This window comes from Polynucleobacter sp. VK25 (assembly GCF_018687355.1).
GTDB lineage: Bacteria > Pseudomonadota > Gammaproteobacteria > Burkholderiales > Burkholderiaceae > Polynucleobacter.
The window spans coordinates 779,001-791,222 of sequence record NZ_CP061288.1 but is presented as its reverse complement, the minus strand read 5'-3'; the positions used below and the strand labels follow the sequence as shown (position 1 = coordinate 791,222).

General features: G+C 45.9%; 14 protein-coding genes. 2 read left to right on the top strand and 12 right to left on the bottom strand.

Features of this window, described 5'->3' with window-relative positions; all coding sequences use genetic code 11:
* Window positions 1–7: 7 nt before the first annotated feature.
* From AOC21_RS04125 to AOC21_RS04080, 10 genes are all read right to left on the bottom strand, one after another.
* On the bottom strand, window positions 8–961 hold the full coding sequence (locus AOC21_RS04125; protein ID WP_215392508.1) for an MBL fold metallo-hydrolase: 954 nt from the start codon (window positions 959–961) through the stop codon (window positions 8–10).
* A gap of 10 nt (window positions 962–971) precedes the next feature.
* Window positions 972–1,409: a DsrE family protein gene (locus AOC21_RS04120; protein ID WP_215392507.1), complete on the bottom strand. Its 438-nt coding sequence runs from the start codon at window positions 1,407–1,409 to the stop codon at window positions 972–974.
* A gap of 32 nt (window positions 1,410–1,441) precedes the next feature.
* Window positions 1,442–3,172, bottom strand: coding sequence for a thiosulfohydrolase SoxB (soxB, locus tag AOC21_RS04115; protein WP_215392506.1), 1,731 nt, complete (start codon window positions 3,170–3,172; stop codon window positions 1,442–1,444).
* Between the two features lie 45 nt (window positions 3,173–3,217).
* Window positions 3,218–3,856 carry a sulfur oxidation c-type cytochrome SoxX gene (soxX, locus tag AOC21_RS04110; RefSeq protein WP_215392505.1) on the bottom strand — a complete coding sequence of 213 codons (639 nt, stop codon included), beginning with the start codon at window positions 3,854–3,856 and terminating at the stop codon, window positions 3,218–3,220.
* A 19-nt stretch (window positions 3,857–3,875) separates the two neighbouring features.
* The gene (gene soxA / locus AOC21_RS04105; protein WP_215392504.1) at window positions 3,876–4,691 is read right to left on the bottom strand and encodes a sulfur oxidation c-type cytochrome SoxA; all 816 of its coding nucleotides are present in this window, start codon (window positions 4,689–4,691) and stop codon (window positions 3,876–3,878) included.
* Window positions 4,692–4,745: 54 nt separating this feature from the next.
* A complete protein-coding gene (gene soxZ, locus AOC21_RS04100) occupies window positions 4,746–5,054 on the bottom strand; it encodes a thiosulfate oxidation carrier complex protein SoxZ (protein ID WP_087909856.1) in 309 nt (102 codons plus the stop codon).
* Window positions 5,055–5,109: 55 nt separating this feature from the next.
* Window positions 5,110–5,562, bottom strand: a complete 453-nt coding sequence (gene soxY, locus AOC21_RS04095; protein ID WP_215392503.1) for a thiosulfate oxidation carrier protein SoxY — start codon at window positions 5,560–5,562, stop codon at window positions 5,110–5,112.
* A gap of 67 nt (window positions 5,563–5,629) precedes the next feature.
* Complete coding sequence (locus AOC21_RS04090; RefSeq protein WP_215392502.1) at window positions 5,630–6,718, bottom strand: c-type cytochrome; 1,089 nt, start codon at window positions 6,716–6,718, stop codon at window positions 5,630–5,632.
* Window positions 6,702–8,057 carry a sulfite dehydrogenase gene (gene soxC / locus AOC21_RS04085; RefSeq protein ID WP_371817812.1) on the bottom strand — a complete coding sequence of 452 codons (1,356 nt, stop codon included), beginning with the start codon at window positions 8,055–8,057 and terminating at the stop codon, window positions 6,702–6,704. The genes AOC21_RS04090 and soxC overlap by 17 nt, the downstream gene beginning before the upstream one ends.
* A gap of 90 nt (window positions 8,058–8,147) precedes the next feature.
* Complete coding sequence (locus AOC21_RS04080) at window positions 8,148–8,483, bottom strand: metalloregulator ArsR/SmtB family transcription factor (protein ID WP_215392500.1); 336 nt, start codon at window positions 8,481–8,483, stop codon at window positions 8,148–8,150.
* Window positions 8,484–8,590: 107 nt separating this feature from the next.
* Here AOC21_RS04080 and modB point away from each other — a divergent pair, with 107 nt between their 5' ends.
* Both modB and AOC21_RS04070 read left to right on the top strand, forming a co-directional pair.
* Window positions 8,591–9,244: a molybdate ABC transporter permease subunit gene (gene modB, locus AOC21_RS04075; RefSeq protein ID WP_215392499.1), complete on the top strand. Its 654-nt coding sequence runs from the start codon at window positions 8,591–8,593 to the stop codon at window positions 9,242–9,244.
* Window positions 9,244–10,350 (top strand): ABC transporter ATP-binding protein, encoded by a 1,107-nt coding sequence (locus AOC21_RS04070; RefSeq protein WP_215392498.1) that lies wholly within the window; start codon window positions 9,244–9,246, stop codon window positions 10,348–10,350. The genes modB and AOC21_RS04070 overlap by 1 nt, the downstream gene beginning before the upstream one ends.
* A gap of 8 nt (window positions 10,351–10,358) precedes the next feature.
* On the opposite strand, the gene AOC21_RS04065 is transcribed toward AOC21_RS04070, so the two are convergent.
* Together AOC21_RS04065 and AOC21_RS04060 are read right to left on the bottom strand one after the other, a co-directional pair.
* Window positions 10,359–10,976: a bifunctional 2-polyprenyl-6-hydroxyphenol methylase/3-demethylubiquinol 3-O-methyltransferase UbiG gene (locus AOC21_RS04065; protein WP_215392497.1), complete on the bottom strand. Its 618-nt coding sequence runs from the start codon at window positions 10,974–10,976 to the stop codon at window positions 10,359–10,361.
* A 22-nt stretch (window positions 10,977–10,998) separates the two neighbouring features.
* On the bottom strand, window positions 10,999–12,207 hold the full coding sequence (locus AOC21_RS04060) for an O-succinylhomoserine sulfhydrylase (protein WP_215392496.1): 1,209 nt from the start codon (window positions 12,205–12,207) through the stop codon (window positions 10,999–11,001).
* Between the last annotated feature and the right edge of the window lie 15 nt (window positions 12,208–12,222).

The following is a 12,222-nucleotide window of genomic DNA, read 5'->3' as shown; positions in this document are numbered from 1 at the left end:
ATTTGCCCTACTCGGACTGGATAGACAAATAGACGTTATAGGCATTCATGCGGTTGGCAGCCCTAAACAGCGGCATCCCTTCATATTCCGACCAGTTAGCCTGCTTATAGGCATCCTCAAATAGATCCATATTGATAGCCGCTTTGGACATGGATTCACGCAGGTATTTCAAGTAATTCCTGGTAAAGACAATATCTTCGGCTGGCTTAACCGAATAATTGCCATGGCCAGGAATCACAATATTTGGGTTGAGCTTTTCGATTTCATCAAGGGCTACTAACCACCCTTTGCTATCGGCATTACCGACAAAAGGAATGCGCCCCCTAAATACTAAGTCCCCAGCAAAAAGTACTTTTTCTGAAGGCACGTACACCATGAGATCTTCGGGAGCATGAGCAGGTCCTACCCTGCTAATTAAGAAATCAATACCGCCAATCGTCAATTTTGATTTTTGATCAATCCATTCATCGGCAGATACGAGTCTTGTATTGGCATTAACCCAAGGAGCAAAATCGATTCTGGATGCAATTAAGCGCTGTTTTGCAGTTTCAGAAGAAAGATAGTTTCGCCCTTCACCCTGAGCGTAAATCTTAGCGCCTATTTTTTTAAATTCTTGTAAGCCATAAACGTGATCAGCGTGATAGTGACTGATGATGACAGCGACAATTTTTTGGGGAGAAATTTTCCTTATTTCTGCAATTAACTTTTGCGCAAGAACAGGTGAACCCAAAGCATCCACCACCACTACACCACTCGGGGTAACAACAAACCCAGCGTTTGAGATGAAGTTTTGGTTAGTGCTACTCCCCAGCTCAGGCAGTCCGCGAACAAAATAGGTATGTGGCGCTACCTGAATCGGTTTTAGCTGAACAGTGTCAGAAGGCTTACTCTGCCCGAAGGCTGAACTCAAAAAGACAAAGGATCCCAGAAGGATCCCCGCAAGACTCTTAGAGCATTTCATACTGGATTGCTTAAGGTTTGATGTAGGCAAAACCATCTTTATATTGCAGATCGGCTACACGCACCACACCTGATGGCGTGAAATCTGCATCCAGAATAAATTGATCTTTCTTTAAATTACGATTCTTGAGGGTGATTTCACACACCTCAAACTTTACGCCACGTGATTTAAGAGCAGAGACCAATGGGGCATATTCCGTATTGTTCTTTTTGTCTTTGGCGCCCTCCATCAACAAATCAACGCCATTGGCGTGGGTCACAACAATAATAGTAGTTTGCGGCGACACATCCAAATGGTTTCGAATGTTTCGTAGACCTTTTAAACCTTGAGTCTCAGCATCATCGATGTGATAAACCACTTTGGTATTGCCGGAAGATTGAGCTGAAACAATGGAAGCAAATCCAAATGCAAGTGCCGCAGCAGTAATGATGGATAGTATTTTTTTCATGCTGATTCTCGTGTGGTTAGATATAAAACCAATTAAATTGGGGCCATACCAGGGTTATTTGAAACCCCTTTAATGATTGGCTCGTTGAGCTTGACCGCTTTAACAACTTTGACATCACGCAAGTGTCGCTCCATGACATCCCAAATCGCTTCGCCACCGACATTTTTCGCCTCTTCACTGACTGGGGCCCAGCCAGCTACCTTGTAAGTCTTGCCAGCTTCAATCGGCTTACCATTCAAACGCATATCGGTAATGCGCTTACCAGCGGTTTGCACTGGATCAATGGTGTACTGCATTCCACCAACACGAACCATATCGCCACCCTGTTGGTAATAAGGATCAGGATTAAATAAGTTGTCAGCGACGTCTTCAAGAATGGTCTTAATGGTTTCACCGCTCATATTGGTAACTGTAGTGTACGGATAGGTAATCGCTGTTTGGTCCAATAGATTCTCACGCGTGATCGCCTGACCTGGCAATAGGCTAGTACCCCAACGGAAGCCTGGTGAGAACGCAATCTCCGCATTCTTCTGCGCCATCAGTCCATCTAGAATTAATTGATCAAAGCTGCCGTTGAAATTACCACGGCGATATAAGAGACCTTCAGTCGTGGCCAGCTTTTCATTCAACTTCGCTTCATAGGGTGCTCTAACCTTCGTAATGAGCTTACTCATGGTTGGGTCTGCCGGAATCATATTGGAGAAAATCGGCAATAACTTGTAGCGGAAATCTACTGGCTTGCCACCTTTAACATCAAAGTCGAGCACGCCAAGGAATTTACTATTAGATCCTGCATTGGTAACGAGCGTTATGCCGCCAGCATTTTTTACCTTAACCGGAATAGGAACGCCGTCATGAGTATGGCCACCTAAGATAGCGTCCAAACCACGAACACGGGAAGCCATCTTCAAGTCCACATCCATACCATTGTGAGATAAAAGCACCACCACCTTGGCTCCTTTTGATCTCACCTCATCAATCGTCTTTTGCATATTCTCTTCTTGAATACCAAAGGTCCAATCCGGAGTGAAATAACGAGGATTCGCAATCGGTGTGTACGGGAAAGCCTGACCAATAATGGCAACCTGAATACCATTCTGCACTTTCATAACATATGGGTTAAACACCATGTCACCAAAGTCTGCAGTCTTTATGTTTTGCGCAATGAAAGAAACTTTCCCCTTGAAATCGCCGTTCACAATTTCCATCACGCGCTTCTCACCCAAGGTCATTTCCCAATGAGGCGTCATAACATCAACACCCAATGCTAGAGCGGCATCAACCATATCCTGACCATTGGTCCAAAGCGCAGTACCTGAGCCCTGCCAGGTATCTCCACCATCAAGCAGCAAAGCACCTGGACGATTGGCTTTCATTTGCTTGATCAATGTGGCCATATGCGCAAATCCACCCATCTTGCCGTAGTTCTGCGCGGCAGCCACGTAATCTAGATAGGTAAATGCATGTGCATCTCGCGTACCTGGAGCAATGCCATTGGCTTTTAAGAAATATTCACCAACCAAATGCGGTGTCTTACCTTCTTGCGCGCCAATACCTAGATTTACATTAGGCTCACGGAAATAAATTGGTAGCAATTGAGCGTGACAGTCTGTGAAATGCAGAAAGTGCACATTACCAAACTTAGGCATGTCATAGAATTTTTGTGCAGTACTTTGCGCATTCACAAAGTTTGATTGCAGACTCATTCCACCTGCAGATGCAATAGCCAAGGCCTGCAAAAAATCACGACGACTTAAAGACATAACATTCCCCTAGGAAAACAGGCCTGTCGGCCTGTCTTTTATTTCTTATTTATTAACTGGTGAGGCAGGATCAAGCAGTAAGGCCATGACATCCTGAATCTGTTGCTCATTTAAGAGCTTAAAGTGCGCAAATCGAGGCATATTACTGCATGCGTTATATGCCTTTGAGTTATTGATACGGTTCCAGGTGTAGGTCACGACCTCCTGAGAATAACCACGCAACTTTCCATAGCCGGTTAATGATGGGCCGATATTGCCATAGGAAATTTCTTTGGAATCGATCTGGTGACAGTTGTAGCAGCCACCACCAATAACGGTATCAGCCTTATCAGTCCAAGTAGCACCGCGACCACTCTGTGCAATTGCTTCGCCCTTCTTCCAATCACCGATATATTTGCCATCAGACGGTTGCTTAATGCTATCCATATTCATTTTCTGAATCTTGTCACGCATCTTTTCCCCCTGCTTGCTGTTGGCAAACACAGGATCAGAACAAAACTTTTGGGTTTCGTCTTGTGCAATACGGTCTAGACCGGCGATTCCTTCGGCTCTAAAGCTATCAGTCATCATCCTGTTGAACTTTGGGTCGTTCTTTTGCTGTGCCACCGCTACATTTTGCAGCAAGCTTGAGGCAACAATAAATCCAGCAATAGTTAAGAGCTTTTTGATATTTGTATTTTTCATGATCTTTGTCTCTTATCTCTTAACGCTTTAAACCAGGGGTTTCAACTGTGCCGCCATTTGCAGTCTTAGCCATATACATGGACAAAGCAATCGTGACATCTGATCCATAGATTGGGAATGGGAAGCGTTGCTGACGGTAGCAATCATTCAAGCGTTGCTGCATTGTCCAAAATTGGCCGCTCGATACACGATAAGCGGGCCAGTAACCCCAGCCCATCGCTGCGCCCTTTTGCTCAGTTAGATTAGGCAAATCTTGTAGACGAATACGTTTACCATTTTCAGCATGGCAAGAGGCGCAGGAGAAATCCATTGGCCCGCCTTGGAAAAAGAAAGCGCGCTTACCAAGTTCATACATCTCTTTTTCTTTTGGATGCGCTGTGCTGACTTTAATTTTGTCGCCCTTAGACAAGGTGACTACATAAGCAACAATCGCTTCCATATCCTTCTTAGGACCCTTTTGAAAAGAGGCATCAATCATCTCTTGCGGATCACGACCTTGTAGCTTTTGCATGCAAGTCATCAGACGAGACTCGAGATCCTGAACCTTATTGGTGTCTTTGAAGTAACGCGGCAACTGTGCTGCTGCGCCCTTCACTACACCCGGGCCTAGACCTAAATCGCACTTTTCTAAAGTGGCATTCTTTGGACCAGCTGGCTTTTTCCAAAGCTCTTCACCAGCCGCTTCATAAAGCTCTGAAGGGTTGCCATCAGCGATCATCTCGCGATATTTCGCAATATCGTCTGTGGCACTATTTTGCGCTGAGACTGAAGATGCCACTGTTAATAAGGTAGCCAATAATCCAGAGGCCAGCCCTAATGTAAATTTACGCTGCATTTGCAACCCTTTCAAAGCCCACGAGATAGTAGATATTTAATGATTCACCAGCAATTAAGAAGCAGTCGCTTCGTCAGTACGCTTGTCGCCTTTGCTATCTACCCAGCTCACCACAATCTTGTCACCTTTAGCACCCTTGTACTTAAAGTTCAAGAATGGATCCTTTGAAACCGCTGGACCAAACTGACCATTCAATACATCTTTGCCATTAGCTTTGACGTTAATAGTGCTAATGAACCATGCGGGAATCGTTTTACCGGCAGCATCTTTACGCTGACCAGATTCCATATCGTGTTTCATCAAAATCTTTACATCCACAATTCCACCGTTCTCAGCAGCTCTAACGCGCATTGGATCAGCCATGTTTTCCTCTTGTAATCTAGTAATTAATTAATGATATTTATTGGATTGAGAGCGATTAACCGCCGCAACCACCCAAAGTAACTTTTACTTCCTTAACAGCCATGCTCCACTTGCCATCAGCTTTTACCAAGGCATATACGTTGGAGGTTTGACCCATCTTGATACGAGTAGTAACAAAAGGCTCCGTGCCGGCAGGAATAAAAAATTGTGCAGCTAAGGCGCTTGGGTTTTTCTCAACCAGGATAGCCATTTGCTCTGCTTTAAGTGTTGTAACAATTCCAACGGGAACTACTGCACCATTTTCTGCAATATCTGGAGCGTTCAAAGTAACAGCGCCAGACTTATCTGGACTGCCTGCACCTAGGATCTTGAATACATCATCGAGACTCTTGCCTTCAAAAGCGGCTTTATTCCACTCTTGAGCTTGGGCTACGCTGATGAGACCCGCAGAAGCCATTAAGCCGAAAACGGCTGAATATTTCATTAAACTGCGTCGCTGCTGATTCATAAAAACTCCTTTAATAATCTACTCTTAGTATCAAATATAGCGGTATTTCAAAAAACCTTCTGTAAACCTATTGTCCAGTCAGGACCCAGTGCACAAGAGTTGCCCTATCCTCATCGGATAACTGTGACTGTGGCGGCATGGGAATTGCACCCCACACCCCAGAACCCCCATTCTTGACCTTAGCCATGAGCCTTTCTTGAGCGCCGCCTTGCCCCTTATATTTGGCAGCAATATCGGCAATGGATGGGCCAACCAACTTAGCATTAGGCGCATGGCATGCTGAGCAGTTTTCACTCTTAAACAGCGCTGCAGGGCCTTTTGTAGTGGCAACATGGGTATCAGCAGCATGGGCTAGACCTTCACCCGTGGAGCCTGGCAACTTATCCAATGGCGGCTTGGTAGAGTCTGATCCACGATATGGGCCGTATAAACGATTTTGCTCTGCAATATTGCCATGGGCATCCCTGGCAAAGTCTGGGAGTGTGGACCCAATCTGCACAAACTTTACGCAATTTGTCATGCAAGATGAACCGTTCACATCTGGTTTGCCATTGACACTCCAGAAACCATGATTACGCGTCATACCATTGCGGTTAGGCATCTTCTTCTGCACATCCGCAATATTGGTATTACTTAATACAAAATCATCCGGGACAATTTCGCCCAGGCTCAGAATAAAAGCAACGAGTGCATAAGTATCATCTGGTGTTAATGATCTTGGCGCATTCCAGGGCATAGCTCGATAGATGTAGTCCCATAAAGTAGATACGGTTGGCACCTTCATCAAGGTAGTGCGCTGAGGTTGCTTGCGATCACCCAAAGAAGCAACCCTTCCTGTTTTCACGTCGTCAGCGGTGGTTCCACCAGCAATTGGCGTAAAGATCTCGTTAGATTCACCAAAAACGCCGTGACAGCTTGCGCACTTGGATTCCCAAATAGCCTGGCCCTGCTCTACCGATCCCGATCCCTTTGGTAGACCCTTAAAGTCTGGGCGCACATCAATATCCCAAGCCATCTCCTCTGCAGGTGTTGCATTGCGACCAACGCCTGGAAACTTAACAGATCCCTGAGTGTTTTGTGCACAAGCTAGTTGCGCTGATAACGCCGCTAAGAATGCAATTACAAAGCGGGCGATTAATTTATCCAACTTGTACATTGCTCACCTCGCCGTTTGAATCCAACTTCCAAGACTGAATTGCATTGTTGTGATAAATCGAGCGATTACCCCTGACATCACGCAATACTTTGATGGAAGGTTGAATATAGCCTGTGTCATCAACCGCTCTTGACTGCAGAATTGCCGGCGAACCATCCCATACCCAGTCAATATTGAAACGAGTAATGGATTTTGTGAGGACTGGTGTTTCTAACCGAGCAGTACGCCAGTTATTGCCACCATCAAAAGAAACATCAACACGCTTAATCTTGCCGCGTCCTGACCACGCCATACCACTCACGTTATAGAAACCTTTATCTAGTAATTGCTGGCCGCCAGAAGGCGTAGTAATCACTGATTTGCATTCCTGAATCGACGCATATTGGCGGTGCATGCCATCTGGCATCAGCTCAATGTAGTGAACCGCCTCATCTTTGGTATTCCAAGGCATATCACCCACCTCGAGGCGACGCAACCACTTGACCCAGCTAACACCTTGCACACCTGGAACAACTAGGCGCAGTGGAAAACCGTTTTCCGGGCGTAACATTTCGCCATTCATGCTCCAGGCAACAATCGTATCGTCTAGGCAGCTCTCCAAATTAATGGTGCGAGTCATACCAGAGCCATCACCACCCTCAGCAAGTAAGAACTTACCTTTTTTCAGATCAGCACCACACTCTTCAAGCAATACTTTGAGGGGCACCCCAGTAAATTCACAGCATGACAACATGCCATGGGTGTACTGCACTGTTGGCACAGCAACGTTACCCCACTCTAAGCCAGTATTGGCGCCGCACTCAATAAAGTGTGTGCGAGAAACCGAAGGCAATCTCATCAAATCGTTCATCGTAAAGACGCGCGCGTTCTTCACCATGCCGTTCACCATCAAGCGATGTGTTTCAGGGTTGAGGTTGTACCAACCCTGGTGATGCCGCTCAAAATGCAAGCCGTTAGGAGTAATGGTCCCAAATAAACCTTGCAGCGGAGTAAATGCAACAGAAGATGCGGAGACGCGAGTTAACCCAGGTGATTCACGTCGAATCAAATTCGCTTCGTAAATTGAAGGTACGCCGTATGGCATGGTGGCAACGTTTTTACCTAAAGTGGTTTGCCATTCTTGTTTCTCAAGAATCGCTGGATCGCCATCACCTGCGGCAAAGGCCATGGGCGCCACTAATCCTGCTGCCGCGCCGCCTACTGCAGACATAAAGCCTTTGCGCAAAAAGCCACGACGACTTTCATCTAATCCATTCGCATTAATATCGGCAATCAACTCTTGGGAGATAAAGTGTTCTGGCGCCTTTACTAAGCGCGCTCTATTGACGGGCTTCTCAATCGCGGAGATGTCCTCGGCACTCAATTCAATTTGCTTCTTAGTCATTTGACCTCAACTTAAAATAATTACTGCAATGCTTATTAAATACTCTTAGTGAATACTCTCAGCAATCTTGGCACAGACTGTTTGACACATCTCAACCGTTGCGTTATCCGCAATCGAGTAATAAACCGTTACACCCTCTTTTCGCCTCAATAAAATTCCAGCCTTATGAAGCGCCAATAAGTGTCTTGATACATTGGCCTGACTTGTGCCGCACATCTGTACAACCTCAGAAACTGATTTTTCACCGCTACAAACTGCGTACATGATGCGCAAGCGAGCTGGCTCAGATAGAACATTGAAATAGGAGGCAACTTCAGAAAATACCCTCTCCATTTGTTTTGGGGTTAAGTTTTTGCTTGCTTTTTGAACTTTTGCTTTCATATGACCTATTTATATGAATATATGCGTATAAATGCATATTTAACGCTCAAGTTAACTAAGTTCATATAGTGAGTTACCCTGACAGCATCTAAAGATACAATCATTTGATGGATATTGAAGCCCTCCTTCTCTCATTAAGGCTAGCTATTTGGACCCTAGTCCTGATTATTCCTTTTGGTATCTGGGTAGCGCATTCACTCCAAAGCATGGGCAAAAGCAGGTCATGGATCGAGGCATCACTTGCCCTTCCTTTAGTTCTACCCCCCACCGTCTTGGGCTATTACCTCCTAGTGGGCCTAGGAGGTAAAACGCTCTTTGGGATCCCGTTGGTATTTTCTTTCACCGGAATTCTCATTGCATCGCTAATTGTCAATTTGCCTTTCGCCATTCAGCCAATACAACGTGCATTTGAGGGTATTAATCCTGAGATCCGGGAAGCTGCTCAAGTGAGCGGACTGACAAAATGGCAAATCTTTCGACTGATTGAATTACCGCTGGCGTGGCGTGGGATTACCAGCGCAGCCGTGCTCACTTTCGCCCATACCCTAGGCGAATTTGGTGTGATTCTGATGGTTGGCGGCGCCATTCCAGGAGAAACCAAAACAGTATCCATAGCCATTTATGACAAAGTGCAAAGTTTTGATACGTCTGGCGCTGGCGCGCTTTCATTGCTGTTGCTTTGCACCTCCCTAGTAGCCATTGCAATCTCCTATGGCGTCTTTGGGCGCAGTTCATCCCAATCAAAAAAGTGGAGAAGCTAATGCTTAAAGTAAAACTTCTCCAAACTAACCCAAATCCCTTGCAACTAAACATTGAATGCATCCCAGGAGAATTGCATGCGCTAGTAGGGCCATCTGGTAGCGGCAAGACAACCGCCCTTAGAACCATCGCTGGCCTAAACGATGCCGAGAGCGGAAAAATTGAGTGTGATGGCAAGCTATGGTTTGAGGCGAATGAAGTTAATGGAGTTACCACCTCCTTAAGCCCTGCCAATCGCTCGTGTGGATTTCTATTTCAGCAGTACGCCCTTTTTCCCCATCTCACAGCACTTGAGAATGTATGCATACCGCTATACAACTCAACATCACAAATTGCGGAACGCAAGTTGCAAGCACAGCAATGGCTAGACCGCATGGGAATCGGTGAGTTAGCCAATCGCATGCCAAACCAACTCTCGGGCGGACAACAACAGCGGGTTGCGCTTGCTAGAGCGCTGGCGCGATCACCAAAAATACTCTTACTTGATGAACCCTTCTCTGCGATTGATGCGCCTACGCGCCAGGGCCTTTATAAGACCCTAGCTGAACTTCGTCAAGATTTAAATATTCCAATCCTGCTGGTCACTCATGACTTAAGAGAGGCTGATTTATTAGCTGATCGCATTACTGTGATCGATCAAGGCGTAGGACTTCAAACTGCTCCGCCACAAGTGCTGTTTGACAGACCTAGAAACTCGCGGGTTGCTGAACTAGTTGGTATCAGCAATAAGTTTGAAGGGATCTTTACAGCAGGAAAGTTAAGCTGGGATGGTAGCCAACGTATCTTTGATGTAGCCGACAAAGGCAAAATCCCACCAAATACACCTGTTGCCTGGGTTATTCCAGCAGAGGGGCTAAGTCTTCACCTCAGCTCCAGTGCAACCACTATCACTGTGACTGTTGAGCAGATCAGCGCCTTAGGTCAGATAGCGGTCATTCAACTACGTACGCTTGATGGTGGACACGCTATTACTTGGGAAGCTTCTGCTGCAGAAGTTAAACGGCTCTGCTTAGATGTCGGAAAAAATACAAATCTTGAGATTGATGGCAGCAAGATTCATATCATGCCATTACGTCCGATTAACGATCCTCGTCGCTTTACAAACTAATAAATCAATTACTTTCTAGCAACCAGCCCCAATATTGCAGACATGCCCGTGTGTCTCGGGCCCTCAGAAAGTTCTTTCTCGTAACTTACGAGCTCAAGAACCTCAAACTCTTTAGCAAGATCCCGGATTAATTCTTCTGTGTACAGATGCTCTATTAAGCTTGGACCACCAGTTTTGTATTCGAGCTGCTTGGGTGTGTAGCCCTGCAGAATGAAAAGGCCACCCGGCTTTAGAGTTTGATAAGTCTGCTCAAATATTCTGGTGCGCATTGCTGGATCGGCAAACTGTATGAAGATTCCAATTGCTGCATCGTATGTATTTTCGGTCCAAGCATAGCTATCAGTATCGGAAAATGAATACTCAACCTCGACTTGGTTATCTTTGGCAAACTGTTTTGCTTTAGAAAGTGCGATGTCAGACGCATCAAAGCCAACGACTTGCATACCTTGCTTAGCCAACCACACGCCATTGCGGCCCTCGCCATCAGCGATACATAACACCTTATCTTTTGGCTTTAAGTATTGATGTGTTTTTTCAACGAGATATTCATTTGGCTCTTTGCCAAAGATGAACTCTGCCTTATCAAAGCGCTCATTCCAAAATTGCGTAGCATCAGAAAAACCCATGGGCTTATCTTGGTGTACTTGATTATTTTTTGAGTCCACCAACGAGATCATTCTTTAAGTCATTGATGTTTTCAAGTCCAACCGCAATGCGCACTAAGCCATCTGAAATACCAGCAGCTTTACGAGCCTCTGGTGTCACGCGGCAATGCGTTGTTGTGGCTGGATGAGTAATGGTCGTGCGGGTATCACCCAAGTTTGCAGTAATCGAGCAAAGCTTGGTTTGATTGATCAGTTTGAACGCAGCCTTCTTGCCACCCTTCAAGGTGAAGGAAAGAATTGCCCCACCTTCTTTTTGCTGGCGCATTGCCAAAGCATGTTGGGGGTGTGATTTGAGGCCTGGGTGATAAACACGTTCAACACCAGGCTGCTTCTCTAGCCATTGAGCCAAGGCGAGTGCATTTTGACTCTGTTGCTTCATACGAAGCTCTAAAGTCTCTAAGCCTTTCAGGAATACCCAAGCATTAAATGCGGAGAGCGTTGGGCCTGCGGTACGAACATATGGAAATACCTTGCCCATGATGAAATCTTTGCTACCAACAATTGCTCCACCCACTACCCGGCCTTGTCCATCCAAGTACTTGGTAGCCGAATGAATCACGACATCAGCACCGAGTGCCAATGGTTTTTGCAATGCCGGCGTACAGAAGCAGTTGTCAACAGCAAATAATGCACCTGCCTTCTTCGCTATCTTTGAAATGGCTTTGATATCAGCAATCTCAGTTAAAGGGTTGGAAGGTGTCTCCAGGTAAAAGAGTTTGGTATTTGGCTGCACTGCAGCCTGCCATGATTTGGTATCAGCCAAATCTGCATAAGTGGTTGTGATGCCGAAGCGGCCTAAGATGTTAGCGAACAACTGAATCGTTGCACCGAACACCGAACGTGAGCAAACCACGTGATCGCCCGCTTGTAGATGAGCCATCGCCATTGTGAGAATGGCGGACATGCCGGAAGCAGTCGCAATACAAGCCTCGCCACCTTCTAAAGCAGCCAAGCGATCCTGGAACATGCTAACTGTCGGATTGGTGAAGCGTGAATAGATGAATCCTTGATCGGCATGCGCAAAACCATCGGCTGCTAATTCAGCACTATCAAAGCAAAAACTAGAAGTGAGGAACATCGCCTCTGAATGTTCTTGGTATTCAGCTGTGCGACGGGTACCGGCGCGAACCGCTAAGGTCTCAAGCGCTAGCTTAGAAAAATCCGGTTTTTTGCGGGTAGTTTTACTCTTCATCCTGCTATTTTGACA